The sequence below is a fragment of the Edaphobacter flagellatus genome (assembly GCF_025264665.1).
GTDB classification, from domain to species: Bacteria; Acidobacteriota; Terriglobia; order Terriglobales; family Acidobacteriaceae; genus Edaphobacter; species Edaphobacter flagellatus.
The window spans coordinates 4023262-4040502 of the sequence record NZ_CP073697.1; the positions used below are offsets into that span (position 1 = coordinate 4023262).

General features: G+C 57.3%; 13 protein-coding genes. 10 read left to right on the top strand and 3 right to left on the bottom strand.

Annotation, left to right across the window (positions count from 1 at the left end):
* Window positions 1–24: 24 nt before the first annotated feature.
* The 5 genes from kdpB to KFE13_RS16855 all read left to right on the top strand — a co-directional run bounded on the left by kdpB (window position 25) and on the right by KFE13_RS16855 (window position 7370).
* Complete coding sequence (gene kdpB, locus KFE13_RS16835) at window positions 25–2022, top strand: potassium-transporting ATPase subunit KdpB (RefSeq protein ID WP_449240099.1); 1998 nt, start codon at window positions 25–27, stop codon at window positions 2020–2022.
* A 12-nt stretch (window positions 2023–2034) separates the two neighbouring features.
* Window positions 2035–2589, top strand: a complete 555-nt coding sequence (kdpC, locus tag KFE13_RS16840; protein ID WP_260704753.1) for a potassium-transporting ATPase subunit KdpC — start codon at window positions 2035–2037, stop codon at window positions 2587–2589.
* Between the two features lie 205 nt (window positions 2590–2794).
* Entirely contained in the window at window positions 2795–5026 is a 2232-nt protein-coding gene (locus tag KFE13_RS16845) for an alpha-galactosidase (protein WP_260704754.1), read from the top strand.
* Between the two features lie 348 nt (window positions 5027–5374).
* Window positions 5375–6355 carry a formylglycine-generating enzyme family protein gene (locus tag KFE13_RS16850; protein ID WP_260704755.1) on the top strand — a complete coding sequence of 327 codons (981 nt, stop codon included), beginning with the start codon at window positions 5375–5377 and terminating at the stop codon, window positions 6353–6355.
* 103 nt (window positions 6356–6458) lie between these two features.
* The gene (locus KFE13_RS16855; RefSeq protein ID WP_260704756.1) at window positions 6459–7370 is read left to right on the top strand and encodes an N-acetylglucosamine kinase; all 912 of its coding nucleotides are present in this window, start codon (window positions 6459–6461) and stop codon (window positions 7368–7370) included.
* Window positions 7371–7374: 4 nt separating this feature from the next.
* Here the strand turns inward: KFE13_RS16855 and KFE13_RS16860 are convergent, their stop codons facing one another.
* Entirely contained in the window at window positions 7375–8838 is a 1464-nt protein-coding gene (locus tag KFE13_RS16860) for a glycoside hydrolase family 125 protein (RefSeq protein WP_260704757.1), read from the bottom strand.
* A gap of 119 nt (window positions 8839–8957) precedes the next feature.
* On the opposite strand from KFE13_RS16860, the gene KFE13_RS16865 reads away from it, so the two are divergent.
* Complete coding sequence (locus tag KFE13_RS16865) at window positions 8958–11279, top strand: GH92 family glycosyl hydrolase (protein ID WP_260704758.1); 2322 nt, start codon at window positions 8958–8960, stop codon at window positions 11277–11279.
* A gap of 79 nt (window positions 11280–11358) precedes the next feature.
* Here the strand turns inward: KFE13_RS16865 and KFE13_RS16870 are convergent, their stop codons facing one another.
* Window positions 11359–12210, bottom strand: coding sequence for a HEAT repeat domain-containing protein (locus KFE13_RS16870; RefSeq protein WP_260704759.1), 852 nt, complete (start codon window positions 12208–12210; stop codon window positions 11359–11361).
* A 103-nt stretch (window positions 12211–12313) separates the two neighbouring features.
* Between KFE13_RS16870 and KFE13_RS16875 the strand changes: the two genes are divergently transcribed.
* Window positions 12314–13021 (top strand): N-acetylmannosamine-6-phosphate 2-epimerase, encoded by a 708-nt coding sequence (locus tag KFE13_RS16875; protein WP_260704760.1) that lies wholly within the window; start codon window positions 12314–12316, stop codon window positions 13019–13021.
* Window positions 13022–13031: 10 nt separating this feature from the next.
* Here the strand turns inward: KFE13_RS16875 and KFE13_RS16880 are convergent, their stop codons facing one another.
* Window positions 13032–13823 carry a GntR family transcriptional regulator gene (locus KFE13_RS16880; protein ID WP_260704761.1) on the bottom strand — a complete coding sequence of 264 codons (792 nt, stop codon included), beginning with the start codon at window positions 13821–13823 and terminating at the stop codon, window positions 13032–13034.
* 260 nt (window positions 13824–14083) lie between these two features.
* Between KFE13_RS16880 and KFE13_RS16885 the strand changes: the two genes are divergently transcribed.
* Genes KFE13_RS16885 through KFE13_RS16895 form a run of 3 tightly spaced genes read left to right on the top strand, consistent with a single transcriptional unit; the run spans window position 14084 to window position 17209 of the window.
* The gene (locus tag KFE13_RS16885; RefSeq protein WP_260704762.1) at window positions 14084–15232 is read left to right on the top strand and encodes a Gfo/Idh/MocA family protein; all 1149 of its coding nucleotides are present in this window, start codon (window positions 14084–14086) and stop codon (window positions 15230–15232) included.
* 28 nt (window positions 15233–15260) lie between these two features.
* A complete protein-coding gene (locus tag KFE13_RS16890; protein ID WP_260704763.1) occupies window positions 15261–16400 on the top strand; it encodes a dihydrodipicolinate synthase family protein in 1140 nt (379 codons plus the stop codon).
* Window positions 16400–17209: a sugar phosphate isomerase/epimerase family protein gene (locus KFE13_RS16895; RefSeq protein ID WP_260704764.1), complete on the top strand. Its 810-nt coding sequence runs from the start codon at window positions 16400–16402 to the stop codon at window positions 17207–17209. The genes KFE13_RS16890 and KFE13_RS16895 overlap by 1 nt, the downstream gene beginning before the upstream one ends.
* Window positions 17210–17241 lie beyond the last annotated feature (32 nt).

The window sequence follows — 17241 nt, forward strand, 5'->3', positions numbered from 1 at the left end:
CGACGTTCGTTATTTGATAAAAAAATCTTGCGCCGTGCCCTCGTTGACGCATTCGTTAAACTTAGCCCAAGCGTGATGATGCGCAATCCGGTGATGTTTGTCGTGGAGGTAGGAAGCGTCCTTACTGCAATCCTTCTTATTAAAGATAAGGTGACCGGAGCGGGCCATTTTGGCTTCAATCTGCAGATCACGCTGTGGCTGTGGTTTACCGTATTATTCGCCAATTTTGCAGAAGCGATGGCTGAAGGACGCGGCAAGGCACAAGCGGATGCGCTTCGTCAGGCAAAGTCCGAGACCACTGCATACCGTTTAGAAAAGGGGCAGATTGAGGAAGTTCCCAGCTCTCGCCTGCGTGTCGATGACATTGTTCAGGTTACAGCCGGCCAGATGATCCCTGGCGATGGCGAGGTAATCGAAGGTGTTGCTTCGGTTGATGAATCTGCTATTACGGGTGAATCTGCGCCAGTCATTCGTGAAGCGGGTGGTGATCGCTCTGCTGTCACCGGAGGCACGCGCGTTCTCTCTGACGTTATTACTGTCCGCATCACATCGAACCCGGGAGAAACCTTTCTCGATCGCATGATCGCGTTGGTCGAGGGTGCGGAGAGGCAAAAGACTCCAAACGAAATCGCGTTGAATATTCTTCTTGCTGGTCTCACGGTGATATTTCTTCTTGCAGTGGTGACGCTTCAGCCGTTTGCTGTGTATTCCGGAGCTCCTCAGACGGTATTTGTTCTTATCTCTCTGCTGGTCTGTCTTATTCCCACGACGATTGGCGGCCTTCTCTCGGCTATCGGTATCGCCGGGATGGATCGGCTCGTCCAGCACAACGTGCTTGCTACTTCTGGGCGAGCTGTTGAGGCGGCAGGCGATGTCAATACATTGCTGTTGGATAAAACCGGCACAATTACGATCGGGAACCGTCAGGCCGCAGAGTTTGTGGCAGCACCTGGCGTAAGTGATGAAACGTTGGCGGATGCGGCGCAGCTTTCTTCTCTTGCGGATGAAACTCCAGAGGGGCGCTCCATCGTCATTTTGGCGAAGGAGAAATACAATTTGCGCGCCCGCGAGCTTACTCAAGCCAAAGCGGAGTTTGTCCCCTTCTCCGCGACAACGCGCATGAGTGGAATCGAGGTGATGGGCCGCAGCATCCGCAAAGGTGCAGTGGATGCGATTGCGCGCCATCTGGAGGAGCATGGAGCGCATATGCCGCCAGAGGTACGTAGTTCGGTCGAAAGCATCGCGCGGAGCGGGGGAACGCCTCTTGTAGTTGCCGAAAACGGTCGCGCCCTTGGTGTGATTCATCTCAAGGATGTCGTCAAGGGAGGAATGCGCGAGCGTTTCGATCAGCTTCGCGCGATGGGAATCCGCACGGTAATGATTACCGGCGACAATCCCCTGACTGCAGCTGCGATTGCACGGGAAGCCGGCGTCGACGACTTCCTGGCTGAAGCAAAGCCCAAGGACAAGATGGATCTCATCAAACGCGAGCAGGCTGAGGGCAAGCTTGTTGCGATGACGGGTGACGGAACCAATGATGCTCCAGCTCTTGCACAGGCAGATGTAGGAGTTGCTATGAACTCGGGCACTCAAGCCGCAAAAGAGGCTGGCAATATGGTGGATCTGGACTCCAATCCAACCAAGCTGATTGAAATTGTCGCTATTGGAAAGCAGTTGCTGATGACGCGTGGTGCACTCACAACGTTTTCCATCTCGAACGACGTCGCGAAGTACTTCGCTATCATCCCCGCTATGTTTGCAGGAGTTTTCCCGGTATTGAACACGCTCAATGTAATGCACCTGCACAATGCGGAATCAGCGATTCTTTCAGCTGTCATCTTCAATGCTCTGATTATCATCGCTTTGATCCCACTCGCTTTGCGCGGTGTCTCATACAGACCGATGTCGGCTGCTGCGCTATTGCGGCGCAATCTGTGGGTTTATGGAGCAGGAGGGGTTGTAGTCCCTTTTATCGGAATCAAGCTGATTGATATGGCTATCACTGCTCTTCACCTCGCTTAGAAGGGACATGACATGAAAAGACATTTTGTTACCGCAGTCTTATATACGATTGTTACAGCGGTCCTCCTGGGCCTTGTCTATCCAATGGTTGTCGCTGGTCTTGGCCATCTTCTCTTTCGAGAGAAGGCGAACGGACAGCTTATGGTGAAGAACGGCGAAATCGTTGGTTCGCGCCTTATCGGGCAGCCCTTTACTGGGCCACGCTACTTCCATAGCCGACCTTCTGCGGCGGGTACTGGTTACGATGCTTCGTCTTCGTCCGGTTCCAATCTTGGCCCGACGAGCAAAACGCTGATCGACAGAATCAACAGCAGTGTCGCAACTGAAATGGCTGCAGGGGACGTTCCGGTTGATCTTGTGACGGCGTCGGGTTCGGGGCTCGATCCGGATATCACTCCGGCCTCCGCGCTCTATCAGGTGAGCAGAGTAGCCAAAGAGAGAGGTTTGCCCGACGACAAGGTTCGTGGGCTTGTTCTGCAGCACATCACTCCGCGGCAGTTCGGACTTCTGGGAGAGCCGCGAGTCAATGTTCTGGAATTGAATATGGCGCTCGATCAAATGAGCTGAGCTTCATTCATCCTGAATATCGCTAGAAGCGGAAGGCTATTGTGGCCTTCCGCTTCTTTGTTCTGCTCACAAGTGCTGCGATCTGGTCTCCGAGGCGCTTATGGTTTGGTTTACAGGTGAGAGTCAATTTCCGTCTGCTGATGGTAGCGTATACATCTGAAGTAGGATTTGGATACGCGATCCTAGTCCAGAGGACCTTTTCCATATGAAGAAACGCCTGCTAACTATCTCTGCCACCATTTTTGCGTGTGGTTTGAACGTCTTGGGTCAGGATGCTGTTCGGTCCGTCGATGCTTCTCAACAGTGGTATCTGAATGCAGGCGAGAGCACCTATGTTGTTGGCATTAATGAGCGTCACATGCTGCAGAGTCTCTACTGGGGACCAGCGCTTCCTGCGGATGCTCGCTTGCCGCAGGCGCACAGTTCAGGTGAATGGGCCTCCTTTGATACGCCAGCCAACACAACGGCGCTTGAGTATCCAGCGTGGGGAGAAGGTCTGTTTGCGGAGCCGGCGTTGAAGGTTGACTCGCCGAATGGCGATCGCACGCTGGTTTTGGTTTATGAGAGCGCGAAGGTCTCGAAGAGCGAGCTGGAGATCGTGCTTCACGATACGGTGCAGCCGATCAAGGTGCATCTTTTTTATGAGGTTTTTCCCCAAGGGATTCTGTCGCGTTGGTCGCGTATTGAAAATGCAGGCTCGCAGACCTTCGTCGTCGAGCAGGCGGCGTCGGCCGTCTGGAATCTTCCTGCGGCAGAGGATTATTCGCTTAGTTGGCTGACGGGTCAGTGGGCCGGCGAGTGGCAGCTGCATTCGGAGTTGATTCAGGCTGGTTCGCATGTGATGGAGAGTCGCCGCGGGAGCACAGGACATCAGGCTAATCCGTGGTTTGCTATCGGGCGGGAACATGCGACCACGGAAGATAACGGTCCTGTCTGGTTTGGCGAGCTTGGCTGGAGCGGAAGCTGGCGGATGAATGTCGAAGGTACATCGCAGAACAAAGTTCGTGTTACTGCGGGCTACAACCCGTTCGACTTCGCGTATGTGCTGGAGCCGGGCAAGAGCCTGGAGACGCCGAAGTTTTACGCAGGTTATACCTCGCACGGTCAAGGGGAGGCATCGCGCATTCTGCATCGCTTTCAGCTGGCTGAAATCCTTCCGACGCATCCCAATCCGAAACCGCGTCCTGTCATCTACAACTCGTGGGAGGCGACTGAGTTTGCCGTCAACGAGGCTGGTCAGATATCGCTTGCCGAAAAGGCAGCCAAACTCGGCGTCGAGCGATTTGTCGTCGATGATGGATGGTTCGGACAGCGTTTGACGGATAAGGCTGGTCTCGGCGACTGGTATGTCAATAAGACGAAGTTTCCGAACGGGCTGAAGCCGCTGATCGACCGTGTTCATGCGCTTGGGATGGACTTCGGCCTTTGGGTTGAGCCGGAGATGGTGAATCCTGACAGCGACCTGTATCGCGCGCATCCGGATTGGGCGATGCATTTCCCGGATCGCAACCGGACTGAAGCGCGCAATCAGCTTGTGTTGAATCTTGCTCGGGAAGACGTGAAAGAGTATGTCTTCAATTTTCTCGATCGTCTTGTTACCGAGAACGACATCGCATTTCTCAAGTGGGACTATAACCGCAATTGGAGCGAGCCAGGCTGGTCAGAGGCTTCCGGTTCTGCGAATGGTTCTGCTGAAGTTGCGAAGCAGAAGGAGATCTATGTTCGCTATGTAGAGAATCTCTACGACATTCTGGCGAAGCTGCGTGCGAAGCATCCTAAGCTGGAGATTGAATCCTGCTCAGGCGGTAGCGGCCGCGTGGATCTTGGCATCCTGCGCTATACCGATGAGGTTTGGACTTCGGACAACACGGACGCGCTCGACAGGCTTGCGATTCAGTATGGCTTCACGCACGCGTATGCGCCTGAGACGATGGCTGCGTGGGTGACAGACGTTCCGAACTTTCTTAATAGGCGCTCGATTCCGTTGCAGTTCCGGTTTCTGTCGGCGATGCAGGGAGCGCTTGGTATCGGCGGCAACCTGAATAAATGGACGACTGACGATATGGCTCTGGCGACAAAGCTGACTGCGTTCTATAAGGACATCCGAACGACGGTCCAGCATGGCAATCTTTATCGGTTGCAATCGCCGTTGAAGAGCGAGAGCAGTCACGTTGAGTATGTTGCACAGGATGGATCGCAGGCTGTGCTTTTCAGCTACCTGCGTTCGCAGCACTTTGGAATGGCTTTGCCGAAGGTGCAGCTGAAGGGGCTGGAGCCGAAGGCAAGTTATCAAGTGCGTGCGCTGGACGCGGGCAAATACAAAGGTGAAGCTGTGGTCTCCGGTGCGGTCCTGATGGGCGAGGGAATCAACCTGGGACTGGCAGGAGACTATGACAGCACGGCCGTGGTGCTGGAACGGCTGGAAACGCGCCGGTGATGCCAGCCCCCTCCCCCCGGGGTGGCTATATAAGTTGCTTGGTTTCAAAAAGTTGAGCGATTTGCACAGGCTAAAATATTGAGGGCAGGGGAGTTAACTCTAAAAATATAGATTCTAAATGAGTTAGCCTCCAGCAAGGGCTGGAGGCTAACTCATTTCTTTCTGATCTGTATTAAGTGTAGCAAAACGGGTAGGGGGAATCGGCACTTTAAAACGCCTCTATTTTATTTGAAATGAATGATTTGCGATTTCAGGGGGCTTGACAGGATTTTGGTGGAGAGCCGAGGAGGCCAGATACGACTTCCGCCAGATGCATGGGATAAAGAGAGCAGCTAGGATGAGAGCACAATGACATGTGGTAGCGATATAACGACGAAGGGATGCTGCACGCCTGCGTCAGAACGTGATGTTCCGGTGGCCCAGGCGGACAGTGGTGTGCACTCCGCTTCTGAGGTCTCATCCGCGACGCTTGAGGGGATGATTGCTCTGCCGGGCGGAAGTTTTTTGATGGGGACGGACTATGCGGAGGCGTTTCCGGCGGACGGTGAGGGGCCTGTCCGTGAGGTGACTGTGGATGCATTTCGCATCGACCGCTATCCGGTGACGAACAAGCGGTTCGCCGAGTTTGTTGCTGCGACCGGGTACAAGACCGAGGCGGAGCAGTATGGCTGGTCTTTCGTCTTCTGGTCGCATGTGCCGAAGGACCGTTTTTACGAGATGGTAGAGGATACGGTTGCTGCGGCTCCGTGGTGGTGCAAGGTGCGAGGCGCGTACTGGAATGCTCCGGAGGGGCCGGGTTCGAATGTTTTGAAGCGTGGCGATCATCCTGTCGTTCACGTTTCGTGGAACGATGCGGTGGCCTTTTGCCAGTGGTCGGGGCAGCGATTGTTGACGGAGGCGGAATGGGAGTATGCAGCGCGCGGCGGGCTGGAGCAGAAGCTGTATCCGTGGGGAGACAAGCTGCGGCCCAATGGAGAGCATCGCTGCAACATCTGGCAGGGTGAGTTCCCGAAGGTGGATACGGCAGACGATGGCTATGCGGGGACGTGTCCGGTCGAGGCCTTTCCAGCGAACGAATATGGTTTGTTTTCGATTACAGGAAATGCCTGGGAGTGGTGCGCGGACTGGTTCGATACGGCGTTTCATCGCGCGGCGACGGCGGCAACGAGGATCAACCCCAAGGGGCCGCCGACAGGTACGGGGCGGGTGGTGAAGGGCGGTTCGTTTCTCTGCCACAAGTCGTACTGCAATCGGTATCGGGTTGCGGCGCGCAGCTCGAACACGCCGGACAGCTCGACCTCGAATATGGGATTTCGTTGCGCCTTGTGAGGGAGCGGATACATCGCTACCCTATCGCAGGATTTCCGGCGGAATGGCTGGCACAATATTGCAGTAAAGGATAAAAAATAAGTCGAAAGTGTGAGGAGAAAGTTTGGCGTTCTATCTGGCGTTGGATGTGGGCGGTACGAAGACAGAGTATGTACTGGCGGATGAGACGAAGGAGCTGGCGCGCGTACGCGGAGGCACGATCAAGCGGATGCGAACGGATGCGGCTTCGGCGCAGGAGAACCTGGACAAGGCAATTGCCGAGCTTGAGGCGCAGAGCGGCATCGATCTGAAGTCTGTTACGCGGAGCTGCGTTGGCGCCGCTGGAATCACGGTTCCGATGGTGACGGAATGGATTGAAGAGGCATTTTCCAAACGCATCGGCGGCTCGCTGATTATGGTGGGCGATGTTGAGATTGCGTTGGACGCTGCGTTCTTTGGCGGTCCGGGTGTGCTGGTGATGGCAGGCACGGGCTCGAATGTGGCAGGGCGGACGACTTCGGGCAAGCTGATGACGGTTGGCGGCTGGGGGCCAGCGCTTGCCGATCAGGCATCGGGAGCGCGGATCGGGCAGCAGGCGCTGCGGGATACGTTTCTTGCGATCGATGAGCAGAAAGAAACGATGCTGCTGCCGGCGATTCTTAAGTTATGGGACCTGCCGGATGCGATGGCCATCGTGGACTATGCCAACAGAATTCCTTCACCCGATGTGACGAAGCTGGCTCCGGTCGTGGTGGCATGCGCGGCTGCGGGCGATGCTGTGGCGTCGCGGGTGCTACGCCGTGAGGCCGAAGAGCTGGGGCATCTTGCGCGGGTGATGATTGATCGTGTGCGACGCGAAGAAGGAAGATCGGACTGGATACCGGATCTGGCGTTTACAGGCAGCATTCTGGAGCACGTCGATGCTGTGCGAAACGGGATCGTCGAGGTGCTGCGCGTGGATTTTCCCGGCCTGAAGGTGCTGCCGGGGGTTGTCGATCCGCTGCAGGGTGCGCTGTGGCGAGCACGTCACGGCTGAGGTTCTACGGTTGCAGCAGCTCGGGGTGCGTTGCTGCAACCGTTCCAAGAAGCTCTCCGAAGAGCGTGTTGGCCCAGGCAAACCAGGCGCGCGTGAAGTTCTTCGGATCGTTTTTGAAGTAGCTCTCGTGCATAAAGCCGAAGCCCTGCGCGGAGCCTTTGAGCATGTGGAGCGAGCGGCGGATCTCGTCGGGGTTGCTGCTGGTGAGTGCATAGATGATCTGCGACATGGGCCAGATCATGTCGCGACCTACGTGCGGGCCGCCGATGCCTTCTCCTGCAGTGCCCTGGAAGAACCAGGGATTGCGCGGGCTCCAGCAGAAGGCGCGCGTGCGGTTGTAGAGCGCAGGATCGGGAGAAGCGTCGAGGTAGGGAAGGCCGAGCAGGCTGGGGACGTTGGCGTCGTCCATCAAGAGCTGGCTGCCATAACCGTCGACCTCGTAGGCCCAGATGGTGCCTTCAGGAGTTGTGGCAATGGCGTGTTGGTGCAGTGCCTGTTCGACCTCTTTGGCTAGAGAGGAAGCTTTGTTTGCAAGCTCATCGTCGTGCGCGACGGTGTGTGCCATCTCGGCGAGCTGGCGCAGCGAGGTGACGGCGAAGAGATTGGACGGCACGAGGAAGGGGAAGATGCAGGCGTCGTCAGAGGGGCGGAAGCCGGAGGCGATGAGGCCGACGGGTTTGACGGGATTGCCGAGGCCGGCTGCGGGCAGGGTCTCTGTCGAGGTGTCGGAGATGCGGCGGAAGATGTAAGGGCCGTCGCCATCTTTACGTTGCTGGACACGGAAGGTTTCGACGATCAGGTACATCGCCTGCAGCCAGCGCTGATCGAAGGGGCCAGTGTCGCCGGTGTGTTTCCAGTAGCCGTGCGAGAGGCGAATGGGGTAGCAGAGGGAGTCGACTTCCCACTTGCGCTCGCCGACGCCGCGCTTGAGGTCGGTCTTGTCCTTGAGGCTCCATGGGAGAGGCGGGGCATTGAGATCGGCCATGATGGCGTTGGCGTAGGGGTCGATGAGGATGCAGCGTGCCTGGCGGCGGATGACCCCCTCGAGGAGATCGCGGAGTGGGCGGTCGTTCTTCGCCAGAGGAAGGTAGGGCCAGACCTGTGCGGAGGAGTCGCGGAGCCACATGGCGGCGATGTCTCCGGTGAGGACGGCGGTGTCGGGCTTGCCCTGGTAGGTGCCGGGCTCAACGGTGGTGTCGAGTGTGTTGGGGAAACAGTTGACGAAGAGTGCGCGCAGGGCAGGATCGGCGATGCGCGTCTGGCGTTCGGTGAGGAACTGCTCGACGGCGGTGCTGCGGAATTTGCGCTGGGCGACAGGGGGACGTCCGTGGGCCATGTCCCACGGGGCTTTTACGGGTGGCACCTCGACGGAGGATTGCGCCTCGGCGAGAGCGGCTTCGCCGGCTGTGTTTACGAAGAGGGCGGCTGCGCTGGTGCTGTAGAGAAAATTTCTTCGGCTGATGGTCATGTGAGAAAAGGTTCGTCGCTCCGCTCGTGCCATTGTGTCATATTTGCTTGTGCTTTCTGCTTTGCGTGAGAATGGTTGCGGATAGTAAACAGCCAACGAAAACGGAAGATGGGGTAAGCATGATCAGTCGCAGGAATTTTTTGCAGGGAAGCTCCGCTGCTTGCGTCGTAGGCGCAACGACGATGAACAAATTTGCCGGCGCTGCTGTGCTTGGACAAAAGGCGGATGATCCGCTTCGCTGGGTGGACCAGCGGATTGGCACGGGCGGGCATGGTCATTGCTATCCCGGTGCTTCGATGCCGTTTGGTGCTGTGCAGCTAAGCCCCGACACATTCAACGATGGCTGGGACTGGTGTTCGGGCTATCACGTTTCGGACGATTCGATTATGGGGTTCAGCCATACGCATCTGAGTGGCACGGGGTGCGGTGACCTGCTGGATTTTCTGGTGATGGCGGGAACTGGGACGGCACATCTTGTGCCGGGAGATCGACGGTTTCCTGAGAAGGGATATCGTTCTCGTTTCGATCACGCGGACGAGCAGATGGAGCCGGGTTACTACTCGGTGCTGTTGAAGGACTACGGTGTGCGCGCAGAGCTGACTGCGACGGAGCGCGTTGGCGTGCATCGTTATACGTTTCCGGCAAGCGATAAGGCTTATCTGATTCTCGACCTGCAGCATGGATATGGGCCAGGAGAAGGGCCGGTGACTTCGGCTGAGCTGCGTCAGGTGGCGGCGGATACGCTTGCGGGAGGGCGACGGACTTCGGCATGGGGGAAGGACCGCCATGCGTACTTCACGATGAAGGTGTCGAAGCAGCCGGAGCGGATTGTGTTTTTTGTCGATGACAAAGAGGTTGCTGCGCCCGCCAGCAACGAAGATCTTCGCGGCAAGAATTTGAAGTGCGTTCTTTACTTCAAGACGAAGGCCAAGGAGACGATTCTGGTCAAGACGGGTATCTCCGGTGTGGATGCGGATGGCGCCGCGAAGAATGTGGCTGCCGAGGTTTCCGCGTGGGAGTTCGACAAGGTGCGTGCTGCCGCTCGCGAGGCATGGCGCCGACAGCTTTCGAAGGTGCGCGTGCAGGGCGCGAACGAGACGCATAAGAAGATTTTTTACACGGCGCTGTATCACATGTCGCTGGGGCCGACGTTATTTGACGATGTGGACGGGCGATATCGCGGCATGGACAACCAGGTCCATACGCTGGCGGCGGGAGAGCACAATTTCTCGACGTTCTCGTTGTGGGATACCTTCCGTGCGGCGCATCCTGCCTACACGCTGATTGAGCAGGAGCGTGTGCCGTTGCTGGTGAACACGTTGATCCGGATGGCGGAGCAGAGCCCGGAGGGCATGCCGGTCTGGCCGCTGATGTCAACTGAAACGGGAACGATGACGGGCTATCATTCTGCCGCGGTGATCTCGGAGGCGTGCAATAAGGGCTTCAAGGGCGTCGATTATGAGAAGGCTTACGGGCTGATGATGAAGCGCGCCATGGTCGATGACTTCCGCGGCCTGAGCTACTATCGCAAGCTCGGTTATATTCCGGCCGACAAAGAGGGCGAGTCGGTATCGAAGACCTTCGAGTACTGCTATGACGACTGGTCGATTGCGCATGTCGCGAAGAAGCTTGGTAAGACCGATGATGCTGCGATGCTGCGTAAGCGCTCGACCAACTATCGCAACTACTTCGATGCGTCGGTGGGCTTTATGCGTCCTAAGCTCGAAGACGGAAGCTGGACATCGCCGTTCCGGCCGATCGATATGGGCCACTCGAAGAAGTGGCGCGACTATACGGAATCAAACGCATGGCAGACGACGTTTGGTGTGCAGCATGACGCGGCTGGCCTGATTCAGCTCTTCGGTGGCAACGAGCCGTTTGTGGCGAAGCTGGATTCTCTGTTCACCGTTCCGTCGGATCTGCCGGAAGATGCTCCGCCGGATATTGCCGGTATGGTGGGGCAGTATGCGCATGGCAATGAACCTTCGCACCACATTTCGTATTTGTATGTTTATGCCGGTGCACCGCACAAGACGCAGGCCCGCGTTCGCAGCCTGCTGGAGACGATGTATGCGGCATTGCCGGATGGCATGCAGGGCAATGAAGATGTGGGACAGATGTCTGCCTGGTATCTGCTGAGTGCACTTGGTTTCTATCCGGTCGATCCGGTCAGCGGCAACTATATTCTGGGCTCTCCGTTATTCGAGGGAGCGACGGTCGATCTGGGACATGGCAAGAAGCTTGAGATTGTGGTGGAACGAAAGGATCCGTCGCATCGGTACATCCAGTCGTTCTCGCTGAATGGACAGCCGCAGCAGCGTGCCTGGTTCAACCATGCCGACATAGCGCAGGGAGGCAAGCTGGTCTTCACGATGGGTGCAGAGCCAAATCTGAAGTTTGGTTCGGATGCCGCATCGATTCCTCCGTCGCTGACGCTGTAGCGAGGGGGACCGAAGCGTAGAGGTCGTCAGAAGGATTCAAATCGGCAGTGCGGGTGGATTGTGCGATTCGTTGCGCGGTTTACTTTGCCTGCCGTTTCTTTTGCGTGCTGCTACGGATTGGCTTCCGGGTGGGCAGATCGTTGAGGTGAATCAACGCAGCGGCTGCGGTATAACGAACGATCTCTTTCGGGTTGTCGAGGTACATTTCTACGGTGCTTCGCGTGCCTGGATCGCCTCGCTGCGCGATGGCGGCCAGGGCCGCAACCTGAACCTGCCAGCTATTGTCTCTGCATGCTGCTTCAAGGGCGGCGAGAGATTTCGGGTCGGGATCTGCGGCCAGTATTCTGGCTGCGGCAGCTCGTATCGGCGAAACATCATCTTTGGTGAGCGAGCGAACGACGGTCAGGCCCAGGCCGCCGAAGGGAACAAAACCTACACCTTGTTCAAATCCAAATTGAGCGAGCTTCTGCGGATCCTTGAGCATCTTTTTCTGATCTTCCATCAAGCCACCACCGCTCTTTTTCTCGCCGGTCAGTACGGCGTAGAAGACGCCGTAGCCCAGGGAGTCGTCCATCGCGATAAGAGCACGCGCTGCTCCCAGTACAACGGGAGCTTCCTTATCGTGCTGAATGACTTCGGTGAGTTGGGGGATGGCGGACTTTGCCTTAAGGCGGCCGAGGGCATCGGTGGCTGCTTCGCGTACTTCGGGCTTCTCGTCCTTGAGTGCTTCGAGCGCGAATTGCGGTGCTTTCTGTTCCTCCGGCAGCAAACCGAGAAGCCGGACGGCGGCGGCGCGGCTTTCGGTGTTCTTGTCGGACAGGCCAGCCTGCAGTACTGTCCATGCCTGATCGAGGGATGCCTGCGGGTAGCCGATTCGAGTGAGGGCGATCAGTATGGCGAAGGAAAGCAGTCGGGAGCGCGGGATGATCATGGAGGATTCCTTTGGAGAAGCCAAGGTAGTATACGAAACGATAAAGGCTCGTTATGCGCTTCGGCCGTCGACATGGCTTTCGGCATTCTGCTAAATAAGTTTCATGGCATTCGATCCCACGAAGCAAACAGCGGCGTCCCTGCTTGGCAGGCTCAAAGGAAAGTTGATTGTCTCTTGTCAGGCGGATCGTGGCGATCCGATGGATCACGCCGAGACGATAATCCGGCTGGCTGCTGCGGTGCTGCGTGGTGGGGCGGAAGGTCTTCGCGCTGAGGGAGCTGAACGGATTCGTGCTTTTCGGGCGCTCTCTCCGGCGCCGATTCTTGGCATGGCGAAGACGTGGGATGCGCAAGGCGAGGTCTACATTACTCCTACGTTTGCGTTGGCCCGGGATGTAAACGATGCCGGTGCCGATATGATTGCGCTGGACTGTACGCGTCGCCGTTTGAGCGAGGCTGAGCCGTGGCCGGAGATGGTGAAGCGCATTCAGATAGAGCTGCAGAGACCCGTGCTGGGAGATATTGCATCGTTAGAGGACGGGATTATGGCAGAGGAAGCAGGGGTGGATGCGATTGCGACAACACTCTACGGATATACCGCGGAGACTGCCGGCAAACGCAGCTTTAACTGGGATTTGCTTGAGGCTCTGGTGGCGAGACTCCGCATCCCGGTTTTTGCCGAAGGGCATATCGAACAACCGGAGGAAGTGCAGCGCGCCCTAAAGCTAGGGGCACATGCTGTGGTGGTGGGTTCGGCTATTACGCGTCCGGAGAAGATCACGGCGCGCTTCGTTGCGGCGACTCGGTTGTAATCTGCGGCGATTATTCGATGGTTGTTGTTGGAACACGGATCAATGCTCGATAGCGATCGCCACGATATCGAGAGCACGCGATTTCGATCGGGACTTGTTCGGTTGTAATGATGACACGTGAGATGGAGAGAACGCTGGCGCGGCGGGGAATGGTCAGCAGCTCGGATTCTTCTTTGGTGGCCGGCAGCGCTTCGATGGTCTCGTCGGCCCAGGCGACACGAACACCATAGTCTTCGCGAAGGGTGTAGTAGAGAGACTGCTTCGCAAAGTTGATGCGTTCGAGATGAGGGAAGGGGCTGAGAGGAATATGGGATTCTTCGAGAGCCATTGGGATGTCGTCTGCAAGCCGTAGGCGGCGGAGCTTCATGACGGAGGCTGCCGGCTCAATCCTGAGTGTTTCGGCGAGTTCGTCGGTTGCCTGGATGACGGTCTGCTCCAGCAGCTTTGAGCTGGGTACCATGCCGCGCTGCTTCATATCTTCGGTAAAGCCGCGCAGGTGCATGATGTTTTTTTCCATCTTTGGCCGGGTAACAAAGGTTCCACGGCCTTTCTGGCTGTGGGCGTAGCCTCGTGACTTGAGGCCATGCAGAGCCTGACGGGCAGTCATCCGGCTGACCTGATAGGAGCGTGCGAGCTCTTCTTCGGAGGCCAGCAGGTCGCCCTCGGCGAGGGCGCCGGATTGAATCTTCTCCATGAGTACGCGCTGAATCTGGTAGTAGAGGGGGACAAACCCGTGCTTGTCGAGTGGGTGCACTTCGGTGGCTGGCCGTGCCTGAGTTTTTGCTCTGTGATGGTCTGGCATGTACGTGACTTAGGCTGCTTCTCCCCTAAACCTCTCTGGCTGCGGTCATATTCCCTTACGTATGAAAAGCGGATTAGTTCCGTATGAAGGGAAAAGTATAGCCATATAGACAGATTTTAGAAAGCGTGTTGTTTCAGCCGGTTGTGCTGGCCTCTATGAAAGCGGCCTTTCATATATGATCCGGTCGTGGCTGTTTTTCGCCAAACCAGCGTCGCCTGTTCAGCGGGTGAGCCAAATATTAAAAATCAGGGGGAAGCCGGATGCGGAAGATCGGCATCATCATGAACGGTGTGACTGGGCGCATGGGGACCAACCAGCACCTGGGCCGTTCGATTGCGGCGATTCGTAAGCAGGGCGGACTGGAGCTGCGCGATAAGACGGTTATCATGCCGGAGCCGGTGCTCGTAGGAAGAAATGCCGGAAAGCTGGAAAAGCTGGCTAAGGAATGGGAGATCGACCATTGGTCGACCGATCTGAACGAGTGCCTGGCAAAGAAAGAGAATCTGATCTACTTTGACGCGCAGTCGACGTTGCTGCGCGCCGAAAGCGTCAAGGCTGCCCTCAAGGCGGGCAAGCATATTTACTGCGAAAAGCCGCTTGCGGGAACTCTGGAGGAGAGCCTGGAACTTGCTCGCGAGGCGGCAAAGGCTGGAGTGAAGAACGGGGTCGTTCAGGACAAGCTGTTTCTGCCCGGGCTGCTGAAGTTAAAGCAGGTGATCTCGAGCGGCTTTCTCGGCAAAGTGCTCTCAGTGCGCGGAGAGTTTGGCTATTGGGTCTTTGAAGGGCCGACGCCGCCTGCGCAACGCCCTTCGTGGAACTACCGTAAGGAAGATGGCGGCGGCATCATCCTCGATATGTTTCCTCACTGGCAATATGTACTGGAGAATCTCTTTGGCCGCATTACAGGCGTAAGCTGCATCGCAAGAACAACGATCCCGACACGTATAGATGAGACGGGGGCCAGTTATAACTGCACGGCAGACGACGCGGCCTATGCGACGTTTGAGATTGCGGGTGGTGTTGTTGCGCATATTAACTCGTCCTGGGCAACGCGCGTCAATCGCGATGAGCTGCTGGAGCTGCATGTCGATGGAACGGAGGGAAGCGCTGTGGCCGGTCTTCGCGAGTGCAAAGTTCAGCCGCGCGTGGCGACGCCGAAGGCGATCTGGAATCCGGATATTCCTAATCCCATCAAGTTCCGCGACGGATGGCAGACGGTTCCGACTACGGGTGCTGAAGAAAATGCCTTCAGGATTCAGTGGGAGATGTTTTTCCGCCACGTGCTTGAGGATGCGCCGTTCCCGCACGGATTTCTTGAGGCCGCGAAGGGAGTGCAGCTTGCTGAGGCAGGCATCCAGTCGTGGAGCGAGAGACGCTGGGTGGAGCTGCCCGAGCTGACGTTGAACTAAGACTATCTTTGAGATCATTGATTGACCCATGAGCCTGCAAATTCGTCTTCCGCTCGCTGAAGGACTTTCTAACTATCGGCTGAATGAGGCTGGCCCGCTCCCCGTGATTGCGGGGCAACCTCCAACATTGCGCGTGGCCTATGCGGCAGCGCATGTTGTCGTCGATCCGCTGCGTCCGCAGGTGCTCGACATGGATGCGACGATGGCGTTTCGACGCTATCTCTGGTCGTTGGGTTTTGGCGTCGCGGAGGCGATGGACACCTCGCAGCGCGGCATGGGGCTTGATTGGGCGTCGGCGCGTGAGTTGATTCGGGTCTCTGCCGGGGAACGCGGTGGGGAGATCGCGTGTGGAGCGAACACCGATCAGCTTGACCCTGCGCAGCAGGCAACGATCGATGAGGTTATCGCTGCCTACGAGGAGCAATGCGAGACGATCGAGGCAGCGGGCGGACGCGTCATTTTGATGGCTAGTCGCGCGCTTGTGAAGTGCGCGAAGACTCCTGAGGACTATGCCAGGGTCTATGGAAGGCTGCTGCAGGGGCTGCGTCAGCCGGCGATTCTGCATTGGCTTGGCGAGGCCTTCGATCCGCAGCTTCGCGGCTACTGGGGAAGTAGGAATGTTCCCGATGCGATGGCGACATGCCTCCACATCATTCGCGAGAATCAGCACAAGGTCGATGGTGTGAAGATCTCGCTGCTTGATAAGCAGCAGGAGATCATCATGCGGCGGCAGCTACCGCATGGTGTCAGGATGTATACCGGCGACGACTTCGATTACGCGGAGTTGATTCGCGGCGATGAGGTCGGGCACAGTGATGCGCTGCTGGGTATATTTGACGGCATCGCACCTGCGGCGGCATTGGCTCTGCGCGCTCTGGATGTGGGCGATCTCGTCCAGTATGAGGAGCTGCTCGCACCGACGGTTCCGCTCTCGCGGCATATCTTTCAGGCGCCAACGTACTTCTATAAGACGGGCCTGGTTTTTCTTGCTTATCTCAACGGACGACAGCGTCACTTTGTGATGCTGGGCGGTCAGCAGAGCGCACGCTCGATTACGCACCTTGCCGAGCTGTTCGTACTGGCGGATAAGGCACGTCTCCTCGTTGATCCTGACCTCGCATGTCATCGCATGAGGCTGGTGCTTGAGCTCGCCGGAGTGGAAGGCTGATGGCCGATCTCTCCAGACTGAGCTTCAACCAGATGACGGCGGGAAAGGCTTCGCTGGGTGACGTCGTCAAGGCTTGCGTGAAGCACAACGTTGGGTGGATCGGGCCGTGGCGTCATGCCGTCGGCGTGAATCCGCAAGCCGCAGCACAGTTGATTCGCAGCGCGGGTTTGAAGGTGTCCAGCCTGTGCCGCGGCGGTATGTTTCCTGCTGCTACGGCAGAAGAGCGTCGCCGTCGCATTGAGGACAATCTTCGCGCTATCGATGAGGCTGCAGCGATCGGCACCGATCTTCTGGTGCTCGTCAACGGCCCTGCTCCAGGACGCGATATCGATGGGGCGCGTCAGATGGTTGTTGATGGTATTGCCGCCGTTGCAGGCCATGCGGCGCAGAGCGGAGTACGGCTCGGCGTTGAGCCGCTGCATCCCATGTTTGCCGCTGACCGTAGTGTGGTCGTGACTATGGGGGAGGCGAATGAGATTGCAGCTCGCTTTCCGGCGGGACAGGTTGGCCTGGTCGTCGATGTCTATCACATCTGGTGGGACCCGCAGGTGTATGCAGAGATCGCGAAAGCAGGTGACAGGATATTCGCGTTTCATGTGTCGGACTGGATCGTGCCGACTCCCGATTTTTTGATGGGACGTGGCATGATGGGTGACGGTGTTATCGAGCTGCAGCGTCTACGGGGCGCCGCCGAGCGCGCAGGGTACAAAGGGCCGATTGAGGTTGAGATTTTCAATGAGGCGCTCTGGGCTCGGCCGGCGGATGAGATCGTTGGGCTTGTGGCGGAACGCTTTCAGGAGTTTGTCTGAAAAGCCGGCCGTACGAATCCCTAGACGTGATA